The following is a 26,609-nucleotide window of genomic DNA, read 5'->3' as shown; positions in this document are numbered from 1 at the left end:
GGGCGCGGGTAGGATTGTCTGCTATGTCCGATGGCCCCCTGATCGTCCAGAGCGATCGCACCGTGCTGCTCGAGGTCGCCCACGCGGATGCCGAGAGCGCGCGCCACGAACTCGCGATCTTCGCCGAGCTCGAGCGCGCCCCCGAGCACATCCACACGTACCGCATCACGCGCCTCGGACTGTGGAACGCGCGCGCGGCCGGGCACACCGCCGACGACATGCTCGAGACCCTCGACCGGTGGTCGCGGTTCCCCGTACCGCCGTCGGTAGCGGTCGACCTGAAGGAGACGGTCAACCGCTACGGGCGACTGGTCATCGAGCGCGACGACGAGGGCGTGCTGATCCTGCGATCGTCCGACCCCGCCGTGCTGTCGCAGGTCGCGCACAACAAGCGCATCCAGCCGTTGCTGATCGGCCACCCGACGCCCGAGACCTTCGTGGTCGATGCCTGGGCCCGCGGCCAGATCAAGCAGGAGCTTCTCAAGATCGGCTGGCCGGCCGAGGACCTCGCCGGGTACACGCCCGGCACGCCGCACGAGATCGACCTCGCCGAGAGTTCGTGGAAGATCCGCCCCTATCAGCAGGATGCCGTGAACGCCTTCGCGAAGGACGGCTCGGGGGTCGTGGTGCTCCCCTGCGGCGCGGGGAAGACGATCGTCGGCGCCGGCGCCATGGCCGCCACCAAGACGACCACGCTGATCCTCGTCACCAACACGGTGTCGGCGCGCCAGTGGCGCGACGAGCTCCTCAAGCGCACGAGCCTCACCCCCGAGGAGATCGGCGAGTACTCCGGGCAGTCGAAGGAGGTCAAGCCGGTCACGATCGCGACCTACCAGATCCTCACGGCCAAGCGGAAGGGCGAGTACGCCCACCTCGCTCTCCTCGATGCGCTCGACTGGGGCCTGATCGTCTACGACGAGGTGCACCTGCTGCCCGCGCCGGTGTTCAAGCTCACAGCCGACCTGCAGGCGCGTCGACGGATCGGCCTGACGGCCACGCTCGTTCGCGAGGACGGTCGCGAGGGCGACGTCTTCAGCCTGATCGGCCCCAAGCGCTTCGATGCGCCGTGGAAGCAGATCGAGGCGCAGGGGTTCATCTCCCCCGCCGCGTGCTACGAGGTGCGCGTGGACCTCCCGCCGGACGATCGTCTCGAGTACGCCGCCGCCACCGACGACGAGCGCTACCGCCTCGCCGCCTCGGCCCCGGCGAAGATCGACGCCGTGCGCGAGCTCATCGCGAAGCATCCGGGAGAGCAGATCCTCGTGATCGGGCAGTACCTCGACCAGCTCGAGACGCTGTCCGAGGCGCTGAACGCGCCGCAGATCACGGGCGCGACGCCGGTCGACGAGCGCGAGGAGCTGTACCGCCAGTTCCGCGAGGGCGAGATCCAGTTGCTCGTGGTGTCGAAGGTCGCGAACTTCTCGATCGATCTGCCCGAGGCATCCGTCGCCATCCAGGTCTCGGGATCGTTCGGTTCGCGGCAGGAAGAGGCCCAGCGACTCGGCCGTCTGCTGCGCCCGAAGCAGTCGGGCCACACCGCCAGCTTCTACACGCTGATCGCCCGCGACACGATCGACCAGGACTACGCGCAGAACCGTCAGCGCTTCCTCGCCGAGCAGGGTTACAGCTACACGATCCTCGACGCCCACGACCTCGAGGCTTCGTTCGCTGACCGCTGATCGACGGGGCGCACCGGCAGATAATCAGCCAGAGCATCGGCGGAGTCACCATAATGGGGTCATGACTGCTGCGCGCATCCTTGTCGTCGACGACGAGCCGAACATCCGTGACCTGCTCTCCACGGGCCTCAGCTTCGCGGGGTTCCAGGTGAAGACGGTCGCCAACGGCGCCGCCACCATCTCGGCCGTGCTCGAGGAGGAACCGGACCTCATCATCCTCGATGTGATGCTGCCCGACATGAACGGCTTCAGCGTCACGAAGCGCCTGCGCGGCGCCGGGTTCACCGCACCGATCCTCTTCCTCACGGCGAAGGACGGCACCGACGACAAGATCGAGGGGCTCAACGCCGGGGGCGACGACTACGTCACGAAGCCGTTCAGCCTCGACGAGATCGTCGCGCGCGCCCAGGCGATCCTGCGCCGCACGATGCAGGCCGACGAGGAGTCGATCATCCGCGCCGGTGAGCTCGCGATGGATCAGGACACGCACGACGTGCACGTGGGCAAGGAGCCGATCGAACTCAGCCCGACGGAGTTCAAGCTCCTTCGCTACCTCATGCTCAACCCGAACCGCGTGCTGTCGAAGGCCCAGATCCTCGACCACGTGTGGGAGTACGACTTCAACGGCGACGCGGGAATCGTCGAGAGCTACATCTCGTACCTGCGCCGCAAGATCGACCCGCACACCGAGGAATCCCTCATCCAGACCAAGCGAGGCTTCGGCTACATGCTCAAGGTCGGCAAGTCCGCCTGACCCGCATCCGCTCGACCAGCATCACGCCGCACCGGGAGGACCGCATGGCGCACAAGCCCGACGCGGTCACCTCGTGGTGGCGGCGGATCAGCCTGCGCGCCAAGGTCACGGGCGTCACGGTCGCGATCCTCGCGCTCGGACTGCTCGTGGCGGGCGTCGGAACCGTTCCGGTGCTGCGCAACGCGCTCGTGCTGAACATCGATGCGCAGTTGCCGGCCCTCGTGTCGAGCAACCTCGCCGACCGCTACTTCGTGCTCGCCGACGACGGCGAGACGCTGACGCCGCGCGACACACCGCGCGACTTCGCCGTCGCCATCTACAACGCCGACGGAGATCTGCTCGCGTCGTCCGGGGCGATGCCGCTCGAGTCCGCACCGCTCTTCCCCGCGTCCTACTCGCCGCAGGATGCCGCGGCGAACGAGGACGAGGTGGCCGACCTCCTCGGCAAGGACGGCAGCGTCTACCGCAGTGCCGTCGCGATCATCCCGGCCGATGGAGGCGCCCTGCGCATCCAGCTCGTCGCGATGCCGCTCGACGAGGCCGACCGGATCATCTCGCAGTACTTCGGCATCTACATCACGATCGCCCTGATCACGATCCTGATCGCCGCACTCGCCACCCGTGGACTCGTGACCCTGACCTTCCGCCGCCTGGGTCAGGTCGAAGCGACCGCGATGTCGATCGCCGCGGGCGACTTCAGCCAAAGACTCACCGATCTGGAGCCGACGACCGAGGTCGGCCGGCTCAACACCGCGATCAACACGATGCTCGATCGCATCGATCGTTCGCTCGCCCAACGCGAGCGCACCGTGCGGCACATGCGCCGGTTCATCGGCGACGCGAGCCACGAGCTGCGCACGCCGCTGGTGAGCGTTCGCGGATATGCCGAGCTATACCGAATGGGCGCGATCCAGGGCGACGAGGACACCGCGCGCGCCATGGAGCGCATCGAGAAGGAAGCGATCCGAATGGGCGTGCTCGTCGAGGACCTCCTCGCCCTCGCCCGCCTCGACGAGGAGCGCGAGCCCGAGATCGCCGCGCTCGATCTGCGGCCGGTGGCCCGGGATGCCGCCTTGGATCTGCGCGCCGCCGCTCCCGGCCGCGTCGTGACCGTCATCGACCGCACGGCCGAGACGAGCGACACCGCGAGCGTGCGCATCGCCTCGGTTCCGGCGCCCCCGCCGCCGCCTCGCGGTCTCTCACGCGGCACGCTCGCCCGGCTGCGCCGCCGCCCGCGCAACACGCCCACCCCCACCGAGCAGATCCCCGCGATCGACTTCTCGGAGACCCCCGACACCCCGGTGAGGACTCCCCCGATCGTGCTCGGGGAGGAGAACAAGGTGCGCCAGGTCGTCACGAACCTGCTCGGCAACGCCCGCCGTTTCTCTCCCGAGGACGGCCCCATCGAGATCATCGTCGACGCGAACCGGGTGAAGGGCACGGGCAGCATCGCGATCGTCGACCACGGTGAGGGCATCCCGCCGCAGATCCGCGAGCAGATCTTCGAGCGATTCTGGCGCGCCGACACGTCGCGCGCACGGGAGACCGGTGGCTCGGGCCTGGGTCTGGCGATCGTCGCGTCGATCATGAAAGCACTGCACGGCAGCGTCGCCGTCTCGGAGACCCCGGGCGGCGGTGCGACCTTCACGGTGACGCTGCCGCTGGCCCCGTCGCGCGCGACGCCGGCGCACCTGCTCGAGGACACGCAGCCGCTCGAGCCGCTCGACCTCTGAACGCGCCCACGGGTCCGCACTCGTCCTGCACACGCGCACGTTCGGGCGGGTTGTCCGGCACCCCCGTCGAGGACGCGGGGCACGGAATCGCGCGGATGGATGCCGGGCCTACTCTCGGAACTCCATTCACGAAGGAGAATCCAGATGTCCGTCTTCACCGTCGACACCGAAGCAGTCCAGGCAGCGAACAGCGCCGCCCGCGCCACCATGGAGCGCCTGCAGTCCGAATCGACCACCCTCATGGCTCAGCTCACGCAGCTGCAGTCGTCGTGGGTGGGCAGCGCCTCGACCGCCTTCCAGGGGTGTGCGGAGCAGTGGCGCACGGCGGCCCTGCAGGTCGAGCAGGTGCTCGACTCGATCGGCACCTCTCTCGGCTCGGCCGCGACGCAGTACAGCGACGCCGACCAGTACTCCGCGAGCCTGTTCCGCTGACCCGCTGAGCGTCCTGGGACGGCGGTTCCTCCCCGCCCGCCCCCAGGAACGCAGAACGCCCCCGGCCGAAGCCGGGGGCGTTCTGTCATGCGCGATGGATCAGAAGTCCATGCCACCCGACGGGTCGCCGACCGGAGCGGCGGCCTTCTCGGGCTTGTCGGCCACGACGGCCTCGGTGGTGAGGAACAGCGCGGCGATCGACGCGGCGTTCTGCAGCGCGGAACGCGTCACCTTGGCGGGGTCGATGATGCCGGCGCCGAACATGTCGACGTACTCGGCGGTGGCGGCGTTGAGTCCCTGGCCCGCGGGGAGCTCGGCGACCTTGTTCGCCACGACACCCGGCTCAAGACCGGCGTTCAGCGCGATCTGCTTGAGCGGAGCCTCGATGGCCACGCGGACGATGTTCGCACCGGTCGCCTCGTCACCCGAGAGCGACAGACCGTCGAGCGCCTTGGTGCCCGACTGGATCAGCGCGACGCCACCACCGGGGACGATGCCCTCCTCGACGGCTGCCTTCGCGTTGCGGACGGCGTCCTCAATGCGGTGCTTGCGCTCCTTGAGCTCGACCTCGGTGGCCGCGCCCGCCTTGATGACGGCGACGCCACCGGCGAGCTTCGCCAGGCGCTCCTGCAGCTTCTCGCGGTCGTAGTCGCTGTCGGTGTTCTCGATCTCGCGGCGGATCTGGGTCACGCGACCCTCGATCTGCTCGGCCTCGCCGGCGCCCTCGACGATCGTGGTCTCGTCCTTGGTGACGATGACCTTGCGGGCACGACCCAGCAGGTCGAGCGTGGCGTTCTCGAGCTTCAGGCCGACCTCTTCGGTGATGACCTGGCCACCGGTGAGGATCGCGATGTCCTGCAGCTGCGCCTTGCGGCGGTCGCCGAAGCCGGGGGCCTTGACGGCGACCGACTTGAAGATGCCCTTGAGCTTGTTGAGCACGAGAGTCGCGAGAGCCTCGCCCTCGACGTCCTCGGCGATGATGACGAGCTCCTTGCCGTCCTGGATCACCTTGTCGACGATGGGCAGGAGGTCCTTGATGTTGGAGACCTTCTGGTTCGCGATGAGGATGTACGGGTCCTCGAAGACGGCTTCCTGGCGGTCGGGGTCCGTGACGAAGTACGGGTTCAGGTACCCCTTGTCGAAGCGCATGCCCTCGGTGAGCTCGAGCTCGGTACCGAAGGTCTGCGACTCCTCGACGGTGACCACACCCTCCTTGCCGACCTTGTCGATCGCCTCGGCGATGAGTTCGCCGATCGCGGGGTCAGCGGCGGAGATGGATGCCGTGGCGGCGATCTGCTCCTTCGACTCGATCTCCTTGGCGCTGGAGAGCAGCTCCTCGGTGATCGCGGCGACGGCCTTCTCGATGCCGCGCTTGAGCGAGATCGGGTCGGCGCCGGCCGCGACGTTGCGCAGACCCTCGCGGACCAGAGCCTGAGCCAGGACCGTGGCGGTGGTGGTTCCGTCACCGGCGACGTCGTCGGTCTTCTTGGCGACCTCCTTGACGAGCTCCGCGCCGATCTTCTCGTACGGGTCGTCCAGCTCGATCTCCTTGGCGATGGACACACCGTCGTTCGTGATCGTGGGGGCGCCCCACTTCTTCTCGAGCACGACGTTGCGACCACGCGGGCCGAGGGTCACCTTGACCGCGTCGGCGAGGATGTTGAGGCCGCGCTCGAGGCCGCGGCGGGCCTCCTCATCGAAAGCAATGATCTTTGCCATGAGTTTTTTCGTCCCTCCTGGACGTAGACGTTGGGTTTAGCACTCAGAGTGAGAGAGTGCTAACGCCATTCTGGCACTCGACCCCTACGAGTGCAAGCCGCGGGAGGAGGGCGTCGGACGCGCCTCAGGGCGCGGGCGTCTCGTCCGAAGTCTCGGGAGCGCCGGCAACGCGATCGAGGCCGACGACGATCGTCATCTGCTTCGCCTCGCCGTCGTTGAGGTCGGCGTAGAAGTCGCTCTGCTCGACCTCCGCTCCTCCGATAAGGTCGGCCACGCCGAGTGCGGCCGGGCGATCGGCCTCGTCGACGTAGTACACCGTGGTGGTCTCGAAGTCCTGGCTGCCGCTGTCGCTCGCGTACACCGTTGTGAATCCGGCGTTGAGCAGGGTGTCGCGCATCTGCTCGTCGAGGCCCTCATCGGGCGTCGCGTTGAGGATCGTGACCTCGAACGACGTGTCGAGCACACCGGTCTCGACCGGAGTCGGCTCGGCGGTGGGCACGGCCTCCGGGAAGAGGTCGATCCGGCCCATCACGACCAGCGAACCGAAGATGCCGACGATGATGAGCACGAGCGCCGCGACGAACGACCACAGCAGCACCACCCACCCGTTCATCCCCGGGGCTTCGGCGCGGTGCGCCCCGACGCGGCCGGATGAGCGGGGGACGTCGTCGAAACGATCACGGGTGGGCTTGGACACCCCACGATGCTATCCGAGAGCGCGGTCAGCCCACGAAACCGGGCGTGCGCGCCGAGCGGCGGACGACACGCGCGTCGCGCAGACGGCGCAACCGGCGGATCAGCATCGGATCGAACTCGAGCGCGGCATCCGACTCGATCAGACGACCGAGGAGCTGGTAGTAACGTGCGGCACTCATCCCCAGCTGCGCCCGGATCGCCTCCTCCTTCGCCCCGCTGTGGCGGGGCCAGACCGTCTCCAGCGCGAGGATCGCGCGGTCGCGCTCCGAGAGGTCACCGATCATGTGCCCAGGTTAGGGCGCGTGCGGCCCGTCGGCCGCGCGCCACTCCCACCACGCGCCGAGCGGATCGGCCGCGGCGCGCACCCGACCGTCGAGCGCGACCACGAAGCCGGGCCAGTCCGCGGCGTCGATCGGCGGATCCCAGACGTCGAGCAGCGCGGGCGGATCGATCGTGATCCACCGCGCTGGGAGCGCACGGATTCGCGCCACCAGCGCCGACCGCGCCGCCCGCGGGAGGTGCACGAGCACCCCGGGCGTGGTGATCACGAGCGTCGCGCCGGGGGGCGCCGCGGCGACGAGAGCCTCGAGGCGGTCGAGCGCGTCGCCGGCGACGAGCAGCGGTGGATCGGCGGCCGCGATGTCGAGTGCCGCCGCGATCCGCTGCTCCCGACCGGTCTCCCCCGGCCAGACGAGACCCTGCAGCCACCGGCGATCATCGACATCGCGGGCATCGAGCGGGGCGAGATCGATCCCCGCACGCCACACGATCTCGGGAAGCCGGAGCGCGGGCAGCTCGCCGTCGACCCGACTTTCGAGCACGACCGGCGAGACACCGTCCTGCGGATCGAGCGACAGTCGCACCGCGCCGCCGCCATCGGTGAAACGGTAGGAGTAGCGATCCGGATACAGGCAGAGTCCGGCGGATGCCCCGACCTCCAGCAGCGCGATCGGCCCGCCGATCTCGGACAGCGACGGAAGGAGCGCCGCGAGCCGGAGCGGCTCGTTCGTCTGCAGCGAGCGCGCGGAGCACTCGGCGACGACGGCATCCGCATTCCGCAGCACGAACTCGCGCCACCCCGGGAACCCGTCGAGCGCGGCGCCGAGCAGTCGGGTCACCGCGAAGACGAGCGGCGGCTGCCGCCGGGTCTCCGGGATGCGGGCGAGCACGCGCTGCACGGCGGGGTCGCCGGCGACGCCGGCCGCCCACTCGGCGTACAGCGCGCTGCGGCCCGGGGCCTCCTTCTCGGCGAAGCGCGCGTAGCGCTCGCGGACAGCATCCGTCATCCCTCCATTGTGGACGCACGCACCCCGACGCCCCGCGACGGGGGAGAATGGAGACGACCCCAGGAGGACTCATGTCGTACAGCGTGGAAAAGACCGAAGACGAGTGGCGCAAGGAGCTCGGCGACGACCAGTACGCGGTGCTGCGCCAGGCGGCCACCGAGCGCGCCTGGACGGGCGAGCTGCTCGATGAGGCGCGCGCCGGCCTCTACACCTGCGGCGCGTGCGGTGCCGAGCTCTTCAAGAGCGGAACCAAGTTCGACTCCGGATGCGGATGGCCGAGCTTCTACGAGTCGATCCGCCCCGAGGCCGTCGAGCTGATCGAGGACAGCTCGCTCGGCATGGTGCGCACCGAGGTGCGGTGCGCCAACTGCGGCTCGCACCTGGGCCATGTCTTCCCCGACGGCTTCGGCACCCCGACCGGCGACCGCTATTGCATGAACTCGCTGGCTCTGAACTTCACCCCCGAGGCCCCCGAGGCGTGAGCGCGCTCAACGCCGTCAGGTCCCGGCAGTCCTGGTCGAAGGTCACGGAGGATGCCCCCTCCCGCGAGGAGCTCCTCCCGCTGATCGCGGCGGCCGGGCGCGTGGCGGACCACTCGTCGTTGCGTCCCTGGCGGCTGATCGAGTTGCGCGGCGACGACCGGATCGCCCTGGGAGCCGCGATCGCGAAGGCCGAGGGAGACAAGAAGCCGTCGACCAAGCCGCTGCGCGCCTCGTTGCTGATCGCGGTGGTCGGCAGCTACCGCACGAATCACAAGGTGCCGGTGTGGGAGCAGGAGGCGGTCGCCTCCGGCGTCGCGCACACCCTGAGCCTCCTGCTCGACGAGGCCGGCTGGGGCGTGTTCTGGCGCACCGGCGCCTACACGCGGTCGAAGGCCGTCGCGAAGGCGCACGGGCTCGCGAAGAACGAGGTGCTGCTGGGCTGGCTCTACGTCGGCGGCAAGCCGGCGAAGTCGCCGGGTCGCCGCAAGCCCGTGGAGGCCGAGGCTCTGCTGACACGGATGCCGGCGGGCGGAGCGGAGAAGGCCGAGAAGATCGCGAAGGCCGAGAAGAAGAAAGAGAAGTAGTCAGCGTCGTCGGCGCACGACCGCCACGAGCACGGATGCCGCGGCGATGACGACCATCGTGATGATCTGCCAGATCGCCGGTCCCGCCTCGGTGGGCCAGATCAGGTCGATCGCGACGGCGGCGACGAGCTGCCCGAGGACCGAGCCGAGCCCGAGGAGAAGCACGCCGGTGTGCGCCACGAGGAACGCGCCGAGGAAGATGTAGACGACGCCGAGGAACCCGCCGATGTACAGCCACGGTTCGGCGGGCAGAGCGTGCGGGGCGCCCTGCGACGCGACGCTGATCGCGGCGGCGATGGCGAGCACCAGGGTGCCCGCGATGAAGCTCGTCATGGTCGCGGCCATGGGCGACGCCACGCGCTGCGCCAGTCGCCCGTTGACGGCCTGCTGCCAGGCGATGCCCACACCGGCGGCGAACGGCAGCACGAGCATCCACAACGGGGCGGTGCGCAGCACGTCTCCACCCAGCGAGACGCCGACGGCCAGCAGTGCGAGGGCAGCACCGGCGACCCGACCCATCGTCACAGCCACGACGCCCGCCGGACCGAAGCCGATCCGGTCGAGCACGAGTCCGTGCAGGGTCTGCCCGGCGACCACGCCCACGGTGAACAGCGAGACCCCGAGCACGGCGGCGGTGAGCCCCTGGGTCGAGACGGTCAGTGCACCGCACGCGCCACCGAGGAGCATCCACGGCGGGATCGTCCGGCCGCGGATGCCGCGGGCGAGACGGCCCATCCCGGCGCGCCCGGACGGAAGCGCGGCGACGATGACGGCCAGCACCGCGGTGCCGACGACGAACGACACGAGTCCGGCGACGACTCCGTCGCCCAGACGGATGCCGAGAACCCCGTTGATACGCGCCTGGATCGCGGTCAGGACGCCGATCGCCACGGCACCGCCGATCGCAAGAGGAGCGGGGAGCGATCGGGTCGGAGTCACTCGTTTCACGGTACCGGATACGCCGCCCCGCCCCTGCCGGATGTCGGTGGCCCGGACTAGCCTGTGGGCATGTGCGCGAGCTACGGACTGGATCCCCGCTTCACCGACGCCGAGCTGTTGGCCGAGGCCGACGCCGACGTGCTCGACGGCCTGCGCCAGTGGGCGCGGCAGAACGCGGGTGAGACCCTGCGCCCGACGGGCAAGAATCTCCGTAACCTCAATCCCGTGGTCGTCGACGCCGACGGTGAGACCGCTCTGGAGCCCGCGTGGTGGGGCTTCCTCGTGAACGGCGAGCCTGCGAAGTTCCCCTCGATCAACACCCGGTCCGAGCGCCTGCAGGAGCGCCCCGGGTCGCTGAAGACCCGCGCGCTGGTGCCTGCGACGGGCTGGTTCGAGATGAAGAAGCCCGAACGTGTGTGGCACGAGTTCGGCATCGGCGAAGGCATCCTGTTCGGCATGGCCGCCGTCACGCAGCGCGGCCGCACCGCCGACGGTGAATGGTTCACCTGCTACTCGATCGTGATGCGCCCGGCACCCGCCCACCTCGCAGACGTGCACGACCGCATGCCCGTGCTCATCCCGACGGACTTCGCCCGAGAGTGGCTCACCGCCCAGGGAGACCGCGAGCTGATCGACGAAGCGCTGCGCGCCGCGGCATCCCTCGACGATCGCGTCGCCGTCGCGCCGCGAGCCGACGACAAGGGCACGGACCGGCTGTTCTGACGATGGATGCCGATGCCCTCACCTCTACGGCCGCCGAGCGCGCCGAAGAACTGCCCGGTGCCGAGCTGACGAACCCCTTCGGCCCGGAGTGGGACGTCTACAAGGTGCGCGGGCGGGTCTTCCTCCTGCTCCCCCTCGACGGCACGGGCCGGGTGACGGTCAAGTCGCACCCCGACGACGCGGTCGCGCTGCGGGAGACGTTCGCCGACATCGTGCCGGGGTACCACATGAACAAGAAGCACTGGATCTCGCTGCGGCCGGGCCCGTCGCTCGAGCCGGGGCTCGTGACCGAACTCGTCACCGAGTCGTACCTGCTCGTCGTCGAGAAGCTGCCGCGCGCGCAGCGCCCCGTCGATCCCGACCTCTTCGGGAAGCCAACTCCCTAGATCCACCCTTTGTCGCGGGCGATGCGCGCCGCCTGCGTGCGGTTCTCGGTCGCCGTCTTGCCGATCGCCGACGACAGATGGTTGCGCACCGTCCCGGCCGAGAGGAACACCTCGGCCGCGATCTGCGCGATCGCACGGCCGTCGGCCGACAATCGCAGCACCTGCTGCTCGCGCTCGCTCAGCGGGTTGGCCCCCTCGAACAGCGAGGCCTCGGCGAGCGCGGGATCGACGACCCGCAGCCCCTGGTGCACACGGCGCACGGCGTGCGCGAGCTGCGTCGCCGGGGTGTCCTTGGCGATGAATCCGCTCGCGCCCGCGTCGAGGGCCTGCCGCAGATACCCGGGGCGTGCGAAGGTCGTCACGATCAACACGCGCGTCGCAGGGCTCACCTCGCGCACGGCACGCGTCGCAGCCACCCCGTCGACGCCCGGCATCTGAATGTCCATCAGGCACACATCGGGCCCTACCTCCGCGGCCCGCTCCGTCGCTTCGGTACCGTCGGCGGCTTCGGCGACGACGGCCAGATCGTCCTCGAGCTCGAGCAGGGCCCCCATCGCTCCGCGGACGAGCGCCTGATCGTCGACGAGCAGCAGCCGGATCGGATCGGTCACCAGGTCACGCTCACTCTCGTCCCACCCGTCGGGGCATCCTCCACGGCCAGCACGGCACCCGCTGCCGCCGCTCGCTCGGCCATCCCGCGCAGGCCGTTGCCGACCGGCCCTCTCGCGCCGCGTCCGTCGTCCTCGACGGCGACGATGCCGGGGGCCATCGTGATCCGCACCCGTCGGGCCTCCGCATGGCGCAGGATGTTCGTGGTCGACTCCCGCACGATCCACCCGGCGGGCAGGGCCTGCGCGGGTGACAGCGCGGCCGGATCACCCTCGACGTCGACGTGCAGTCCCGCCGACTCGAGCGCGACGCAGCTCGCCTCGATCTGCTCCGCCAGGGCGACGCTGCGGATGCCGGTGACGGTGCTTCGCACGCCGGCGATCGCCTCGCCGGTGAGGTGCACGATCTGCGCGAGTTCGGCCTTGGCACGCGCAGGGTCCTGATCGACGAGGCGTTCGGCGAGTTCGGCCTTGAGCTTCACCGCCGTGAGGGTGTGTCCGAGCAGGTCGTGCACGTCGCGGGCGATGGAGGTGCGCTCCTCACTGGTCGCGAGCTCCATCCGCACCCGGTCGGAGTCGACCGAACGCCCGATCAGCCAGGTGTTCACGGTGTTCACCACCGCGATGAGGAGCACGATGACGAGGATCTGGAAGTGATCGTCGAATCTCCCCGTCAGGAGCACGGCGCCCGCAGCGATCGCGATGCCCGCAGCGGTCGTCACCCAGTGCCAGACGCCCCGCAGGCCGTAACTGGCATACGACATGAGGTACGGCAGGAAGCTGAGGGCGTTGGTCTCGATCGCCGGGATCGTCGCGAGCGCGCATACGATCTGCGCCCAGAAGAGCGTCCGCACGATCGGGCGGGGTCGCCCCCAGGAGGACCGCATCCCGATGACGAATCCGACCACGTACACGGTGGCGAAGGCGACCAGGCCCGCCCATCCCAGCACGACCCAGCCAACCGCGGCATCCGAGGCCAGCAGGGCCAACACCGGGTAGACGAGGAACACCATCCAGACCACGGCCATCAGCCACCCCCAGCGCTCCCAGGGGCCGGAGGGAGCCCTGTTAGCGGCGGTCTCGGTGGTCATCGGCCCAGCCTAACGACGGCGGCGCGAGCGCAGCACGCCGAGCCGCACGAGTCCGGCGAACAGCACGGCCCAGACCACGACGTTCAGCAGCACGGCCCACAGCGGGTCGGCGCCACCCGCGACGAGGGTGCCGTCGGTGGCCGGCCAGCGCACGAGCGCCACGTAGCCGTACATCGGCGTCCACTTCGCGATGTCGAGCATCACGCCGTCGAGCGGGATGAAGACGTTGCCGAAGAAGCCGAAGAACGTGATCGAGATGGAGGCGAGCGCGGCGGCCGAGTCGGAGTTGAAGGCGAGGCCGACGCCGAGTCCGAACAGTCCGTAGATCAGCCCGAGGCCCAGAGTGATCCCGGCCGCGGCGAACCAGCGCCAGGTGTCGGATGCCTCGGCCCCCGTCGCGAGGCCGGCGCCGTAGACGAAGAGCACCGCGAGGGCTGCGAACGACACCGCGGCGAGCACCTTCGTCACCGCGTACCCCGCGGTCGAGAGCGGGGTGAGCGCAAGCTGACGCCCCCATCCCTGCCCGACCTCGGAGGCGGCGAGCGAGCACAGCGAGCTCATCGCGGTCGCCGTACCGTACGCGCCCATCGACACCATGACGTAGAACGAGACGTTCGCCTGGCCCACGCTCTGCGAGGCGTACGACATGCTCGCCCCGAAGAGCAGGTACATGGCCACCGGCATCGCCAGCGTGAAGGCGAGCGTGTAGGGGTTGCGGATCTGCCGCACGAGTTCGGTGCGGTACAGCGCGGGGGCGACGAGGGTGGTCATGACTTGTCCTCCGTGAGCGAGGTGAAGGCGGATTCGAGCGTGGGTGCGGTGATCTCCAGATCGCTGGCGCCGAGCGACAACAGCCGTCCCGCGAGGAGATCGGATGCCTCGGTGCGCACCGTGAGCCGATCGGCGTCGGTCGACACCTCGGCGACCGCGGCGTCGGTGCGGAGCTCCGCGGCGAGCGCGTCGATGCCGTCGGGAATCGTCGCCGAGACGGTGCGGCCGCCCAGCGATGCGCGCAGCCGGGCGGTCGCACCGTCGGCGACCACTCGGCCGTGGTTCATCACGATCGTGCGGCGAGCGAACTGCTCCGCCTCCTCGAGGTAGTGAGTGGCGAACACGATCGTCCGGCCGGCGTCGGCATCCGCCCGCATCGCCTCCCAGAACCGGCGACGGGCGGTGACGTCCATGCCCGCGGTCGGCTCGTCGAGCACCAGCACGTCCGGGTCGGGCAGCAGCGCGAGCGCGAACTTCACCCGCTGCTTCTCACCTCCCGAGCATTTGCCGACCCGGCGTCGCGCGATCGCGGCGAGGTCGGCGCGCTCGATGACCTCGCCGACGCGCCCGGAGGCTCCGTGGAGCCCGGCGATGACGGAGACCGTCTCACGCACCGTCAGATCGGCGAGCAGTCCGCCCGTCTGCAGCACGGCGGACAGCCGCCCCGCGGCGACGGCGCGATGCGGCCGGGCGCCGAGCACCCGCGCCGTGCCCTCGTCGGGTTCGGAGAGCCCGAGGAGCACGTCGATCGTGGTGGTCTTTCCGGCACCGTTGGGTCCGAGCAGGGCGACGACCTCACCGCGTTCGATGCGCATGTCGACATGGTCGACGGCGACGACGCGGTTCGTGCCGTGTCCGAAGCGACGGACGATGCCCGAGAGATCGATGGCGGGATCGGAGGCAGCGGGTGATCGGTCGGCGGGAACGACGAGTGGTTGGCTCATGGTTCCAGTGAAGCGCCGCGAGCACGACCGCACCGGATGCCGATGTCACGCAGTGCGGATGACATCCGTCATGCCGATGCGCTGTTCGTCTGTCGTTCACCCGGGCGTCGGCATCCGTTCGTCCGCTTCCGTTTGTGTCGGACTCACCCGACCCCCGACCGGAGGTACTCGCCGTGCCCGTTCCCCGCTCCCTCTCCTTCGGCCTCGCCGCGCTCGTCGCGGCCGGCGCCGTGATCGTCGCCCCGCAGGCGGCCGTCGCAGCCGACGCCCCCACCGATCAGCTCGCCGTCTCCGTCGTCGGCGACGGGACGACGACGGGCAACGACGCCGTGCCGGTGTCGATCCAGCTCCTCGACGGTCAGGGCGAGCTCGGCGACACGATCGCGCTGCCGACGTCGGCAGCCGGCGACCAGCACGCGTTCACCCTCGGCGCGAACCGCGACCAGCAGGGTGCGCTGCAGCAGTCCGCCGACCACCGCTACGTGACGCTCGGCGGATACGATGCGGCCCCGGGGTCCGGGTCTCTCAACGACACGGCCGCCCCCGACACCCTGCGCGTGATCGCGCGGGTCGGATCGGAGGGCGATGTCGACACCGTAACGACGCTCGCCGGCGGGTTCTCGCTGCGCCACATCCGCGGCACCGCCACGGTCGACGGCACCCGCTACTGGGCGGGCGGGCACGGCGGCGATTCGACGGATCCCGCCGGCGGTGTGCTGACGGTCGAGGCCGGCGGTTCCACCCCCACCGCCGTCGTCTCCGGCAGCAGCAACCTCAACAACGGACGCGTGGTCGACATCCACGACGGACAGTTGTACCTCACGAGCGACCGGAGCGGCTTCTCGGGCCTGAACACGGTCGGCACCGGCATCCCGACAGCGGCAGGAGCGCCGCTCACGCTCGTGGCCGCGACCCCCGCCGGAGCCTCGGTCGCCCACGACTTCGCGTTCGCCGGAGATCACCTCTACGTCGGCTACACCGAGGGTGCGAACGAGGGCATCGCCAAGTACCGCCAGACCGGCGCGACCTGGACCTGGGTGGAGACCCTGCCGGGTGACTTCTGGGGCCTCGAAGCACGTCAGGCGGGCGACGGCTCGGTGCTCTACGCCGTGCGCGGCCTCAACCAGGGCAACGAGATCGTGCGCATCGTCGACTCGGGCGACGACTCGGCCTTCACCGCGCAGACCGACGTTCTCGCGACGGCCGCACCGCAGACCGCGTTCCGCGGCGTCGCCTTCGCTCCCGGGTTCGAACCGGGAACGGATGCCGTCGGCCCCATCCTCGCGAAGCCCACGCTGTCGTGGGACGTGCGCGTTCCCGGCGGTGCGGGCAGTGCCCTCGCCGCGGTGCTCGGACAGGACACCAACCCGGTCGCGACGGGCATGATCGCCGATCCCGCCGGCGAGGTCGTCTCGGCGAGCGTGACCAGCAGCAATCCCGCCGTCGTGCCCGATGAGGCGCTCCGCCTCGACGTCGCCGCGGACGGCACGTTCCGCCTCGCCGCGTCGCCCGCGGCCACCGGCACCGCGGTGCTCACGGTCAACCTGCGCACCGCCGACGGGCGTACTGCGATCTCGCAGCTCCCCTACCGTGTCGCCCCGGCCTTCGCCGACGAGAACGCGCGCGGGCACTTCGGGATGTCGGATGCCTCGGCCGCGATCGACGCGGGCGAGGGCTACTTCTTCGCCGCCGACGACGACTCGAACGCCATCCGCCTGTTCTCGGAGCAGGGCGGCGAGGCCGTCGCGGCATTCGACTTCAGCGACCGCATCGAGTTCGAGCGCGCGGGCGAGGCGCACGACTTCGAAGCCGTCGCGCAGGTCGGCGACCAGGTCTTCTGGATCGGATCGACCGGCAACACCCGCAGCGGCAACGTGCGACTCGACCGCAACATCGTGCTGCAGACGCAGGTCTCGGGCACCGGCGCCGAGGCGACGCTGAGCTTCGTCGGGTACCGCAACGTGCTGCGCGACGCGCTGGTCGCCTGGGACCACGAGGACCAGCACGGCCTGGGCGCCGACCGCTTCGGGTTCCTCGCGGCCACCCAGCCCGGCGTCTCCGCCGAAGGCCCGAACTCGCTCAACGTCGAGGGCGCCGCGATCGCCCCCGACGGCACCACGCTCTGGATCGGCTTCCGCTCGCCCGAGGTGGGCGACGACGCCGACGCCCTCATCGTGCCCGTCGCCGACATCGCCGATGTCGTGGCCGGAGCGGATGCCGTCGTCGGCGACCCGATCCTGCTCGACCTGGGCGGGCGCGCGATCCGCGACATGGCCCGCGCCGAGTCCGGGGACTACCTGATCGTCGCCGGCAGCGCCGACGACACCGGCCGCTTCGCCCTCTACGGATGGTCCGGCTCGCTCGACGACGCCCCGGTGGCGGCATCCGGCACCCTCGGCATCGAGAACTGGCCGGGCTCCTACGAGGGCATCGCGGGCGTGCGCGACCTCGCCGACGGGACGTCGGTTCGTCTGCTGCTCGACTCGGGCACGGTCGACATCTACGGCGACGGCACCGAGGCACAGGACCTCTCCCCCGTCGAGTTCAAGCTCTTCCCCTCGCAGACCGTCGAGCTGTCGTTCGGAGCTGCGTTCACCGAGAAGCGGATCGCTGTCGCAGACGCGGCGCTGCGCATCGGCACGCCCTCCGAGGTCAGCGTCTCGGGCTTCGCGGAGGGCGAGCGGATCGAGCTCGTGCTGAACTCCGACCCCGTGCGACTCGCGACCCTCACCGCGGGCGCCGACGGCACCGCACGCGCGGTCGTGACCGTGCCGGCATCCGTCGATCCCGGCGCGCACACGCTGACCGCCACGGCCGACTCGGGCTCCGCCGAGCTCGCGGTCACGGTGCTCTCCGCGATCGCGGACGGCGGCTCGGGTGGCGGCGACCAGGGCGGGGCAGGATCGGGATCGGATGCCGATGGCACCCTCGCCACCACGGGATCGGACTTCCCCGCGGGACATGTCGCGCTCGGCGCACTCGCCCTTCTCGCCCTCGGTGCGCTGGCGCTGCGTCGCAGGGGTGTCGCTTCGGAGTGACCCGTTCTCGTCGGCTACTCTGCATCGGGTGACCGTGCAGAGTACCGACGAAGAACAGCACCTCCGGCGAGCGCTGAGCAACCGCCACATCCAGCTCCTGGCGATCGGCGGCGCGATCGGCACCGGGCTCTTCATGGGCAGCGGTAAGACCATCTCGGTGGCCGGTCCCTCGGTGATCTTCGTCTACATGATCATCGGTTTCATGCTCTTCTTCGTGATGCGCGCGATGGGCGAGCTACTGCTCTCGAACCTCAAGTACAAGTCGTTCAGCGACTTCGCCAGCGATCTGCTGGGGCCGTGGGCCGGCTTCTTCACGGGCTGGACCTACTGGTTCTGCTGGGTGGTGACCGGGGTCGCCGATGTCATCGCGATCGCCGGGTACACGAACACGCTCATTCCCGGCATCCCCCTCTGGATCCCCGGTGTCGCGGTCGTCGCCATCCTGCTCGCGCTCAACCTCCCCACCGTCGCGGCTTTCGGCGAGATGGAGTTCTGGTTCGCGCTGATCAAGATCGTGGCGATCGTCGCACTCATCGTCACCGGCCTCGTGATGATCTTCACCGGCTTCACGCACGACGCCGGCACCGCGTCGTTCGCGAACCTCTGGAGCCACGGCGGCATGTTCCCGCACGGGTTCATGGGATTCGTCGCCGGTTTCCAGATCGCGGTCTTCGCATTCGTCGGGATCGAGCTGGTCGGCACCGCGGCCGCCGAGACGAAGGACCCGAAGCGGAATCTGCCCAAGGCGATCAACGCGATCCCCATCCGCATCCTGCTCTTCTACGTCGGCGCACTGGTCGTGCTCATGGCCGTGACCCCGTGGACCGAGTACGTCGCGGGCGAGAGCCCCTTCATCGCGATGTTCGCCCTGGCCGGCCTCGGCATCGCGGCTACCGTCGTGAACCTGGTCGTGCTCACCTCGGCGATGTCGAGCGCCAATTCCGGCATCTACTCCACGTCGCGCATGGTCTTCGGACTCGCGCAGGACGGCGACGCCCCGAAGATCTTCGGTCGGCTGTCGAAGCGCCGCGTGCCGCAGAACGCCCTCTTCCTCTCATGCATCCTGCTGCTCTCGGGCGTCGTCCTGCTCTACGCGGGTAAGGACATCGGCACCGCCTTCGACATGGTGACGACCGTCTCGGCGCTGTGCTTCATGTTCGTGTGGACGATCTTCCTGCTCAGCTACGTCGTCTACCGCCGTCGCCGTCCGCAGAAGGCGCAGACCTCGGCGTTCCGGATGCCCGGCGGGGTGTTCATGGTCTACGTCGTGCTGGCGTTCTTCGTCTTCATCCTGTGGGCGCTGACCACGCAGCCCGATACCCTCACCGCCCTGCTCGTGACGCCGATCTGGTTCGCACTGCTCGTCGTCGCCTGGCTGTTCGTGCGGCGCTCACCGAACCATCTGCAGCGGCATGCGGCGCACATCGCGCACCTGCGCAGCGATGACGAGGACGACGAGTCAGCGTCGTAGCTCCCCGCGGATCGCCCAGCGCCCCGTCGCCTGGTGGAACTGCAGTTGCGCCAGCAGCGGAGTGGCGTCGTACCGGCGGATGTTGAGGCTCAGCCGCACCCCGCGCACCGTGCGGACGGTGAGCATCGGCCCCTGGTCCGAGCGGCGCACCGAGTACTCGGCGATGTCGGAGTACCGGAAGCTGCGCGTGACGCCCGCGAGCGTGCGGAACGTCACGTCCTCCTCCCCGAAGACGACGTACCAGTTGCGGTACATCACGAGGAACAGGATGCCACCGCCGAGGATCGCGAACGAGGCGATCGCCATGCCGACGCGATCGTCGTCGCGCGATGCGTCGGAGAGCAGGATCATCGGGATGCTGAGGACGAGGAGCGTCCATCCGACGATCGGCAGGATCTTCATCAGTCGGAGGCGGCGGGGGTCACGGCGGTCGCGATTCGGGTGCTTCCGGGCGTAGTGCGCGGCCTCGACGGCCAGCCACCCCGCGATCGCCCCGACCGCGACGTGCACGACGACCGTCAGCATCCGGATCCCCTTTCCTCGCACGACCCCGCTTCATTGACGAGCTGCGCCCAGGAATCTGGCGGACGGGCGCGCTATCCTGGCCTGGTGCGCTGCGCACGTTGCGACCGGGACGACCCGACTCGCGTCATCATCCGGGGACGGCCCCGTGAAGGATTCAGATGATGACCTCCCTCACTTCTGTGAAGCAGTACGTCGGACGCACCGACATCGTCCGCATCGCCTTGGGCTGGGGCGCCTACGTCCTGGTGCTCCTCGCGCATCCGTTGCTCGCCGCTCCGGTCGCCGCTCCCCTGTTGATCGTCGCGCTCGGCGTCATCATCGGGGTGATCCTGGTGTGCGCGTTCGGCGTGGTGAAACAGGCCGAAGCCCTCGCCCACCGTCTGGGCGACCCCTACGGCTCCCTCGTCCTCACCCTGTCGATCGTGCTGATCGAGGTGATCCTCATCTCCGCCGTGATGCTCGGGCCCGGAGAGCACGCCACCATCGCCCGCGATTCGGTGATGGCCGTGTCGATGATCATCCTGAACCTCGTCATCGGTCTCGCCCTCCTCCTCGGCGGTCTCCGCCACCGCGGCATGGCGCACAACCGCACGGGCACCTCGGCCTACCTGGCGATGCTCGTGGTGCTCGTCGCGCTCGCGTTCGCCCTCCCTGCTCTCATCGGCCGTGACGGGTCGTACACGCTCGGTCAGGAGATTCCGATCGTGATCCTCACGCTCGGGATCTACGCGTTCTTCCTGTTCCGTCAGATGGGTGCGCAGGCGGGCGACTTCACCGAGGTCGACGAGCGCCTGCGGCGACGGACGGATGCCGCGGACGCGTCACCGCGCACCGGCATCCGCGAGACTCTCGCCGTGCACCGCACCGAGGTGCTCGTGCGCCTCGCGCTGCTCGTGGTCACGGTCGTGCCGATCGTGCTGCTCTCGCACGACATGGCGGCGCTCCTCGACGACGGCCTCGGCCGACTCGGTGCTCCGGCCGCGCTGGCGGGTGTGCTGATCGCGGCGATCGTCTTCCTGCCGGAGTCCCTCACCGCGGTGCGCGCGGCCCTCGGGGGTGAGGCGCAGCGAGTGGTGAACCTCTGTCACGGTGCGCTGGTATCGACGGTCGGCCTCACGATCCCGGCCGTGCTGATCATCGGCATGCTCACCGGTCAGACCGTGGTGCTGGCGGAATCGCCGGCGAACCTCCTGATGCTGGGTGTGACGCTGCTGCTCTCGGTGACGACCTTCGCGGCGAAGCGGGTGACGGCGATGCACGGTGCCGCACACCTCGCGGTCTTCGCGGTGTACGTGATCGTGCTGTTCAGCTGACCGACGCGTTCCCTAGTTCGCTTTCTCCGTAATTTCGAACTTTTGCTACGCTCGGAACCATGGAGAAGCAGACAGATCCGGATCTCGTGGAGCGCATCGACGCTCTCGAACGGGAGGTGACGAGCCTGCGCGAGCGGTTCGACGCACTCGCGCAGCGCGCCGCGGCAGAACCCGCGGTACCCGAAGCCGGCGATACCGCCACCGGCGATACCTCCGCCGATCCGCTCTGGTTCGTCAACGAGCTCGGCCGCCGCGCTCCGGGAGCGGTGATGATGGCGGGCGCGGTCGAGGTGCCCGCGGGCCCCATCCGCTGGCAGTACGGCCTCTATGCGGAGGAGCTCATGGGCAAGGACTGGGGCGAGCTCGCGCGCCCGCTCGAAGCGCTCGGCCACCCGGTGCGCCTCGAGCTCGTCCGCATCATCCTCGCCGGCACGCAGACCACCGCCGAGCTGCTCGAGCTCGAGCAGTTCGCGTCGTCGGGTCAGCTCTACCACCACCTGCGCCAGCTCGTCAGCGCGGGATGGCTGACGTCACCCCGTCGTGGCGTCTACGAAGTGCCCGGCGCACGGATCGTCCCCCTCCTCGTCCTGACCATGATCGCCTCGAGCTGAGGAGCAGCACCACCGTGACCTCCCCCACCCCCACCGTCACCGAGCCCTCTCCCACCCCGATGCCACCCCGCGTGGCGCGACTCTCACCCGCGCCCGTGCTCGGCATCCTGGCGGGTGCCGCCGTCGCCGCCATAGCGCTCGGTGCCACCGCCGGGCCGCAGCTCCAGACCGTGAGCTCGGTCTGGAGCGGCGACGAGACCCTGGCCGAGAGCATCCTCACTCTGCCGGGCGGTCTCGACGGATTCCGCTCGCTGTCGGTCGCGGAGATCGGCCCGGACGGTGCCGTCTTCGCCGGCCTCGGCGATGCCGACCCCGCACACCCGGGAGCACCCGGTCCCGACACCGTCTTCGAACTCGGTTCGATCACGAAGACGTTCACCGGAGCGCTCTTCGCCGACGCCATCGAACGCGGCGAGGTCACGGCCGACGACCGTCTCGCGCAGCATCTGCCGGAACTCGAAGGCACCGCGGCGGGCGACGTCACGCTCGCGTCGCTGTCGCAGCACTCGTCCGGCCTTCCCGGCCTCGGCGCCACCGCCTCGGAGGGCGCGGTGTCGAGCCTGCTCCTGAACGAGAACGCGTACGCCGCATCGACCACGGCGCAGCTCGTCGCCGATGCGGCGATCGCGCCGGTCGACCCCGACCAGGGCGTCGTCTACTCGAACTTCGCCGTCTCGCTCCTCGGCACCGCTCTCGCCGAGGCTGCCGGCGCCGACGACTATGCCGCCCTGCTCAGTGCACGCCTGACCGAACCGCTCGGCATGGAGCACACCGTGATCGCCGCCACCGCCGAGGAGGTGCCATCCGACGCCGTCCCGGGGTTCCTCCTCAACGGCACCCCGGCACCGCGCTGGTGGGGCGAGGGCTATCTTCCGGCCGGATCGTCGACCTTCACCACGGCATCCGATCTGGTGATCTGGGCGCAGGCCAACCTCGACGGCACGGCCCCCGGGGCGGCCGCGCTCGATCCCACCGCCGGCATGGGGCCCGAGGGTGAGATCGGGTGGGGCTGGATCACCTCGCCGTCGTTCGACGGCGCCGGCACGCAGACCTGGCACAACGGAGGCACGGCGGGGTTCCGCACGATCCTCACGATGGATCGTGAGGCCGGCACGGCGTTCATCGCCCTCTCGAACACGGTCGCGACCGTCGACTACGTCGCCGTGTCGTACATCGCGGGAGTGCCGATCCCCGGTCCGGCGGAGCCGTACCTTCTGCTGGGATGGGGAGTGTTCGGAATCGCCGTGCTGCTCGGAGCCGGCGCACTGGTCCGCGCCCTCCGCGCGAAGGCGCTGCTCCCCTCGATCAGCGACCTCGTCTGGGCGCTGGCCGCACTGCTCCTGCTCTGGCACAGCGGGCCGTGGTTCGCGGTCAGTGGGTGGCTGTGGGGCATCGCGCTCGCGCCGTCGCTCGCGGCGGTGGGACTCTTGGCCCTGCGCGGACGCTCGCTCCCGTTCCTCCCCGCCCGACGACGCTGGCTGTGGTGGCCGACCGCGGCCATCGGCCTCGTGGCCGCGGTCGGCGTCGTCTTCCTCTGGTGAGGACGGTTCCTGCTCGCGGCGTCAGGCCTGAGCGGGAGTCCACTCCGAGACGCGGTTCAGCGTCTGCACCTCGTCGGCGCTCAGTTCGAGGCGGGCGCCGGCGAGGAGGTCGGGAACCTGCTCGACCGTGCGCGCGCTGGCGATCGGGGCGACCACGGTCGGCTGCGCGCGCAACCAGGCCAACGAGGTGGCGGCGACCGAGGCGCCGTGCGCCGAGCCGATCTCTTCGAGGGCGTCGATGACCTTCAGCCCGGCGGGGGTCGCGTACTTCGCCGCGCCCTCGGCGCGCGGCGACGACTGCCCCGCGGTCTCCGTCGAGCGGTACTTGCCGGTGAGGAAGCCGCTCGCCAGCGAGTAGTACGGGACGAGCCCGAGGCCGAACTCCTCGGCCACCGGGATGATCTCGCTCTCGACGTCGTTGCGGTGCACGAGGTTGTAGTGCGGCTGGACGGCCACGGGCAGGGCGGCGCCCGTGCGCTGGGCGATCTCGATCCACTCGCGGATGCGGTCGGCGGAATAGTTCGAGACGGCGACGTGGCGCACGAGGCCGTCGGTCACGAGCTGGCCGAACGCCCCGACGGTCTCCTCGAGGGGCACGCTCTCGTCATCGAAGTGGGCGTAGTAGAGGTCGATCGTGTCGACGCCGAGGCGCGCGAGCGATGCCTCGGCGGCCGAGCGGATGTTCGCCGCTGCGAGGCCCCGGAACTCCGGATGCGTGCTCACCTTCGTGGCGACCGTGACGCCCTGAGGCTTGCGCGACGCCAGCCACTCGCCGATGATCGTCTCGCTCTCGCCACCGGAGTTGCCCGGCACCCAGGCGCTGTAGCCGTCCGCGGTGTCGATGAAATCGCCGCCGCCCTCGACGAAGGCGTCGAGCACGGCGAACGACGTGTCGCGGTCGGCCGTCCAGCCGAACACGTTGCCGCCGAGCGAGAGCGGGAAGACATCCAGGTCACTGTTTCCGATACGAGTCATACTCGTCGCAACCGACGAATCCCGTCGCGTATTTCCGATTCGGTGACTCTCGCGCCGATCACCTGATTCGGGTGCACGCTCGCATAGCATTCAGGAATGCGCCGCACTGCCGTCATCCCCCTGATCGCTCTCGTCGCGCTGCTCGCCGGCTGCACGGGAACGCCGATCCCCGCGTCCTCGGCGACGCCCGCACCGACGCGATCGGCGACCACCGCCCCCACGTCCACGGCCACGCCTGCACCGTCGCCCACCCCGTCCACGGCACCCGAGCCGTCGTCACCGCCGGCCGCTGCCGACCCCACTGACGGCGAGCTCGTGACGATGTGCGTCGAGAAGGTCGACGCCTACGCGGGCGGCGCGACCTACGCCAGCGACCGGGGAACCGTCGAGTGGCTGGCCGAGCAGACGACCTGGTTCGTCGTCGTTCCCACGGATCGCGATGGCACCGAGGGGGCGGCCGTCTGCGGCATCGAGAAGACCTCCGCCGGCCCCGATGTCACCACCTACGGCGAGACGATCCCGAGCGGCGTCGACGACCAGCGTGCCGAACTGCTGCGCGGGGAGCATCCGCACGAGTGAGGCGGGGATCCGGCTAATCGAGACGCCGGGTCATGGTGGCCGGCACTCCTCCCGCGACGGTGTGTGGGGCCACATCCGTCGTCACGATGGATCCGGCGGCGACGACCGCACCCTCACCGACCGTCACACCACCGAGCACCGTCGACGACGCGCCGATCCACGCCCCGTCACCGATGCGAATGGGATCGTGGCGGAACCGACCCGCGCGACGGGACGCCGATCCGATGTCGTGGGTATCGGTGATGAGTCGGACGAAAGGGCCGAGATTCACGTTGTCGCCGATGACGGTGCCGGGTCGAATGTACGCGTCGCGATTGATGAACACGCGATCACCGATCGAGACGGGGCCCGCAACCTCGCTTCCGCGATAGATCTTCGCCTCGTCGCCGATCGAGATCGCCGCCTGATCATGGTGCATCAGTCGAACGCCGTCCGAGATCTAGTGGTCCTTGCCGATGTCAAGCATGCACTCACGCTACAGGCGGCGATATACCAACGGCTGTGACTTTCACCGATATCGAAGAGCCGACTACGGGACTCGAACCCGTAACCCCCGTATTACAAGTACGGTGCGCTACCAATTGCGCCAAGTCGGCGGGTGCCACCAGCTTAGCGATGGTGACGGGGATCTCCCGACCTACTCGGCCGGAGCGTCGCTCGTCGTGGGTGTCGGCGTGGGCGTCGCGGTCGCCTGGTAGTACGCGTCGCTGGCGACGGTGAGCACGAACTGAGAGAACTCGGCCGGATCATCTAGCGCGCCCACGTAGGCCTCGCCGTTGGCGACGATCATCGGGGTCGACGCGAGTGCGAGGTCGTCGGAGCCGGGCAGTGGCCCCTCGAGTGCACGGTTGGTCGCTTCCTTGGCCCAGGTGAGGTAGTCGCCGTCCTGGATGCAGCTGCGCACCGTCTTGGTGTTGTCGACGCCGACGGCACCGGCGAGATCCGCGAGCTCGGTGTCGGACAGGCCGTCGGTGTTCACCTCGGGCTGGTCATCGAGCAGGTCGTGGTTGAAGGCGTAGAACTGATCCGGCGAGTGCGTCGCGACACAGGCGGCCGCGGCCGCGGCGCGCAGGGAGTACTTGGTGCCGTTGGAGCTCGCGGTGAGCAGGGCGACCGGGTGGTAGGTGACGGTGACCGCACCCTCGCTGATCCAGTTGGTGAGCTGGCGGGCGTTGGCGCGCTCGAACTCGCCCGCATCGTCCGACAGGTAGTCGACGTAGATGTGGATGTCGACTTTCTGAGCCGCGGTGGGCTCGGCGGTCGGCTCGGTGGGGGCCTCGGCCTCGGAGGGATCGGGAGTGGGTGTGGCCGTGCCGACATCGGATGCCGACGCCGAGAGCTCGGAGACGACGACGCCGTCTCCGTCCATGCCGGTCGGCGAGAGCTGGGGCTTCGAGACCTGCGAGGAGACGGCGAGCGTCACGGCGGTGCCGATCGCGCCGACAGCGACCACCGCGAGCGTCCCGATGATGATCCGTCGCATGATGCGCGCACGGGACTGCTTCGCATGCACTCGCTGGGCCTTCTCCCGCACAGCCTCGCGGGAGTTGCGAGGGGTGGGGACGTTCGGCGTTTCGTCGCTCGACATCGTTCCTCTTGAAAAAATTTCGCTGGGGGCAGGGTGGCCCCGATCATCGGATATCGGATAGGCGACGATCGCCGCGTTGCACGGCCGGATTCGATGTTAATCATCGCACCTGAGAAATACCCAGATGCCGCGGTCCATGTC

27 protein-coding genes and 1 tRNA gene are annotated in these 26,609 nt (G+C 69.7%); 14 read left to right on the top strand and 14 right to left on the bottom strand.

Features of this window, described 5'->3' with window-relative positions; translation table 11 throughout:
- The first annotated feature begins 23 nt into the window (after positions 1 to 23).
- From ACFY9N_RS12315 to ACFY9N_RS12300, 4 genes are all read left to right on the top strand, one after another.
- A complete protein-coding gene (locus ACFY9N_RS12315; protein WP_391478920.1) occupies positions 24 to 1,679 on the top strand; it encodes a DNA repair helicase XPB in 1,656 nt (551 codons plus the stop codon).
- Between the two features lie 61 nt (positions 1,680 to 1,740).
- Positions 1,741 to 2,433 (top strand): response regulator transcription factor, encoded by a 693-nt coding sequence (locus ACFY9N_RS12310; protein WP_247624986.1) that lies wholly within the window; start codon positions 1,741 to 1,743, stop codon positions 2,431 to 2,433.
- Positions 2,434 to 2,477: 44 nt separating this feature from the next.
- Positions 2,478 to 4,166, top strand: a complete 1,689-nt coding sequence (locus ACFY9N_RS12305) for a sensor histidine kinase (protein WP_391478919.1) — start codon at positions 2,478 to 2,480, stop codon at positions 4,164 to 4,166.
- Between the two features lie 144 nt (positions 4,167 to 4,310).
- The gene (locus tag ACFY9N_RS12300; RefSeq protein ID WP_391478918.1) at positions 4,311 to 4,598 is read left to right on the top strand and encodes a WXG100 family type VII secretion target; all 288 of its coding nucleotides are present in this window, start codon (positions 4,311 to 4,313) and stop codon (positions 4,596 to 4,598) included.
- A 99-nt stretch (positions 4,599 to 4,697) separates the two neighbouring features.
- On the opposite strand, the gene groL is transcribed toward ACFY9N_RS12300, so the two are convergent.
- The 4 genes from groL to ACFY9N_RS12280 form a co-directional block, all read right to left on the bottom strand.
- A complete protein-coding gene (gene groL / locus ACFY9N_RS12295; RefSeq protein WP_391478917.1) occupies positions 4,698 to 6,317 on the bottom strand; it encodes a chaperonin GroEL in 1,620 nt (539 codons plus the stop codon).
- Positions 6,318 to 6,441: 124 nt separating this feature from the next.
- Entirely contained in the window at positions 6,442 to 7,014 is a 573-nt protein-coding gene (locus ACFY9N_RS12290) for a LytR C-terminal domain-containing protein (RefSeq protein WP_391478916.1), read from the bottom strand.
- Positions 7,015 to 7,039: 25 nt separating this feature from the next.
- Entirely contained in the window at positions 7,040 to 7,297 is a 258-nt protein-coding gene (locus ACFY9N_RS12285) for a DUF3263 domain-containing protein (RefSeq protein ID WP_391478915.1), read from the bottom strand.
- Between the two features lie 9 nt (positions 7,298 to 7,306).
- Positions 7,307 to 8,299 carry a DUF2332 family protein gene (locus ACFY9N_RS12280; protein WP_391478914.1) on the bottom strand — a complete coding sequence of 331 codons (993 nt, stop codon included), beginning with the start codon at positions 8,297 to 8,299 and terminating at the stop codon, positions 7,307 to 7,309.
- Between the two features lie 71 nt (positions 8,300 to 8,370).
- On the opposite strand from ACFY9N_RS12280, the gene msrB reads away from it, so the two are divergent.
- Together msrB and ACFY9N_RS12270 are read left to right on the top strand one after the other, a co-directional pair.
- Positions 8,371 to 8,781, top strand: a complete 411-nt coding sequence (gene msrB, locus ACFY9N_RS12275) for a peptide-methionine (R)-S-oxide reductase MsrB (RefSeq protein WP_391478912.1) — start codon at positions 8,371 to 8,373, stop codon at positions 8,779 to 8,781.
- Positions 8,778 to 9,365, top strand: coding sequence for a nitroreductase family protein (locus tag ACFY9N_RS12270; RefSeq protein WP_391478910.1), 588 nt, complete (start codon positions 8,778 to 8,780; stop codon positions 9,363 to 9,365). The genes msrB and ACFY9N_RS12270 overlap by 4 nt, the downstream gene beginning before the upstream one ends.
- On the opposite strand, the gene ACFY9N_RS12265 is transcribed toward ACFY9N_RS12270, so the two are convergent.
- Entirely contained in the window at positions 9,366 to 10,304 is a 939-nt protein-coding gene (locus ACFY9N_RS12265; protein WP_391478909.1) for a DMT family transporter, read from the bottom strand.
- Between the two features lie 69 nt (positions 10,305 to 10,373).
- Here ACFY9N_RS12265 and ACFY9N_RS12260 point away from each other — a divergent pair, with 69 nt between their 5' ends.
- Positions 10,374 to 11,027: an SOS response-associated peptidase family protein gene (locus ACFY9N_RS12260; RefSeq protein WP_391478908.1), complete on the top strand. Its 654-nt coding sequence runs from the start codon at positions 10,374 to 10,376 to the stop codon at positions 11,025 to 11,027.
- A 2-nt stretch (positions 11,028 to 11,029) separates the two neighbouring features.
- Entirely contained in the window at positions 11,030 to 11,413 is a 384-nt protein-coding gene (locus tag ACFY9N_RS12255; protein ID WP_391478906.1) for an MmcQ/YjbR family DNA-binding protein, read from the top strand.
- On the opposite strand, the gene ACFY9N_RS12250 is transcribed toward ACFY9N_RS12255, so the two are convergent.
- Genes ACFY9N_RS12250 through ACFY9N_RS12235 form a run of 4 tightly spaced genes read right to left on the bottom strand, consistent with a single transcriptional unit; the run spans position 11,410 to position 14,827 of the window.
- Positions 11,410 to 12,024, bottom strand: a complete 615-nt coding sequence (locus ACFY9N_RS12250; RefSeq protein WP_391478905.1) for a response regulator — start codon at positions 12,022 to 12,024, stop codon at positions 11,410 to 11,412. The genes ACFY9N_RS12255 and ACFY9N_RS12250 overlap by 4 nt on opposite strands.
- A complete protein-coding gene (locus ACFY9N_RS12245; protein ID WP_391478904.1) occupies positions 12,021 to 13,112 on the bottom strand; it encodes a sensor histidine kinase in 1,092 nt (363 codons plus the stop codon). The genes ACFY9N_RS12250 and ACFY9N_RS12245 overlap by 4 nt, the downstream gene beginning before the upstream one ends.
- Positions 13,113 to 13,121: 9 nt before the next feature.
- On the bottom strand, positions 13,122 to 13,883 hold the full coding sequence (locus ACFY9N_RS12240; RefSeq protein WP_391478903.1) for an ABC transporter permease: 762 nt from the start codon (positions 13,881 to 13,883) through the stop codon (positions 13,122 to 13,124).
- Positions 13,880 to 14,827, bottom strand: coding sequence for an ABC transporter ATP-binding protein (locus tag ACFY9N_RS12235; RefSeq protein WP_391478901.1), 948 nt, complete (start codon positions 14,825 to 14,827; stop codon positions 13,880 to 13,882). Before ACFY9N_RS12235 ends, ACFY9N_RS12240 begins: the two co-directional genes overlap by 4 nt.
- A gap of 173 nt (positions 14,828 to 15,000) precedes the next feature.
- On the opposite strand from ACFY9N_RS12235, the gene ACFY9N_RS12230 reads away from it, so the two are divergent.
- Together ACFY9N_RS12230 and cycA are read left to right on the top strand one after the other, a co-directional pair.
- Positions 15,001 to 17,865, top strand: a complete 2,865-nt coding sequence (locus ACFY9N_RS12230; RefSeq protein WP_391478900.1) for a hypothetical protein — start codon at positions 15,001 to 15,003, stop codon at positions 17,863 to 17,865.
- Complete coding sequence (gene cycA, locus ACFY9N_RS12225) at positions 17,789 to 19,336, top strand: D-serine/D-alanine/glycine transporter (protein WP_391478899.1); 1,548 nt, start codon at positions 17,789 to 17,791, stop codon at positions 19,334 to 19,336. The genes ACFY9N_RS12230 and cycA overlap by 77 nt, the downstream gene beginning before the upstream one ends.
- Here cycA and ACFY9N_RS12220 read toward each other — a convergent pair.
- Positions 19,325 to 19,861 (bottom strand): hypothetical protein, encoded by a 537-nt coding sequence (locus ACFY9N_RS12220; RefSeq protein ID WP_391478896.1) that lies wholly within the window; start codon positions 19,859 to 19,861, stop codon positions 19,325 to 19,327. The genes cycA and ACFY9N_RS12220 overlap by 12 nt on opposite strands.
- A gap of 158 nt (positions 19,862 to 20,019) precedes the next feature.
- Between ACFY9N_RS12220 and ACFY9N_RS12215 the strand changes: the two genes are divergently transcribed.
- Genes ACFY9N_RS12215 through ACFY9N_RS12205 form a run of 3 tightly spaced genes read left to right on the top strand, consistent with a single transcriptional unit; the run spans position 20,020 to position 23,326 of the window.
- Entirely contained in the window at positions 20,020 to 21,174 is a 1,155-nt protein-coding gene (locus tag ACFY9N_RS12215; RefSeq protein ID WP_391478895.1) for a calcium:proton antiporter, read from the top strand.
- 59 nt (positions 21,175 to 21,233) lie between these two features.
- Positions 21,234 to 21,785: an ArsR/SmtB family transcription factor gene (locus tag ACFY9N_RS12210; protein ID WP_391478894.1), complete on the top strand. Its 552-nt coding sequence runs from the start codon at positions 21,234 to 21,236 to the stop codon at positions 21,783 to 21,785.
- A gap of 14 nt (positions 21,786 to 21,799) precedes the next feature.
- Positions 21,800 to 23,326, top strand: a complete 1,527-nt coding sequence (locus ACFY9N_RS12205) for a serine hydrolase domain-containing protein (RefSeq protein ID WP_391478893.1) — start codon at positions 21,800 to 21,802, stop codon at positions 23,324 to 23,326.
- Between the two features lie 21 nt (positions 23,327 to 23,347).
- Here the strand turns inward: ACFY9N_RS12205 and ACFY9N_RS12200 are convergent, their stop codons facing one another.
- On the bottom strand, positions 23,348 to 24,301 hold the full coding sequence (locus ACFY9N_RS12200; RefSeq protein WP_391478892.1) for an aldo/keto reductase: 954 nt from the start codon (positions 24,299 to 24,301) through the stop codon (positions 23,348 to 23,350).
- 96 nt (positions 24,302 to 24,397) lie between these two features.
- On the opposite strand from ACFY9N_RS12200, the gene ACFY9N_RS12195 reads away from it, so the two are divergent.
- Positions 24,398 to 24,880, top strand: a complete 483-nt coding sequence (locus ACFY9N_RS12195) for a hypothetical protein (protein WP_391478890.1) — start codon at positions 24,398 to 24,400, stop codon at positions 24,878 to 24,880.
- A 13-nt stretch (positions 24,881 to 24,893) separates the two neighbouring features.
- Here the strand turns inward: ACFY9N_RS12195 and ACFY9N_RS12190 are convergent, their stop codons facing one another.
- From ACFY9N_RS12190 to ACFY9N_RS12180, 3 genes are all read right to left on the bottom strand, one after another.
- Positions 24,894 to 25,298: an acyltransferase gene (locus ACFY9N_RS12190; protein WP_391478888.1), complete on the bottom strand. Its 405-nt coding sequence runs from the start codon at positions 25,296 to 25,298 to the stop codon at positions 24,894 to 24,896.
- Between the two features lie 105 nt (positions 25,299 to 25,403).
- Positions 25,404 to 25,476: transfer RNA gene (locus ACFY9N_RS12185), tRNA-Thr, on the bottom strand.
- 41 nt (positions 25,477 to 25,517) lie between these two features.
- Positions 25,518 to 26,468 carry a DsbA family protein gene (locus ACFY9N_RS12180; RefSeq protein ID WP_391478887.1) on the bottom strand — a complete coding sequence of 317 codons (951 nt, stop codon included), beginning with the start codon at positions 26,466 to 26,468 and terminating at the stop codon, positions 25,518 to 25,520.
- Positions 26,469 to 26,609 lie beyond the last annotated feature (141 nt).

Source organism: Microbacterium sp. NPDC008134, assembly GCF_042957055.1.
GTDB lineage: Bacteria > Actinomycetota > Actinomycetes > Actinomycetales > Microbacteriaceae > Microbacterium.
The sequence above is the reverse complement of the archived record's forward strand: the minus strand, read 5'-3'. Positions and strand labels throughout refer to the sequence as shown.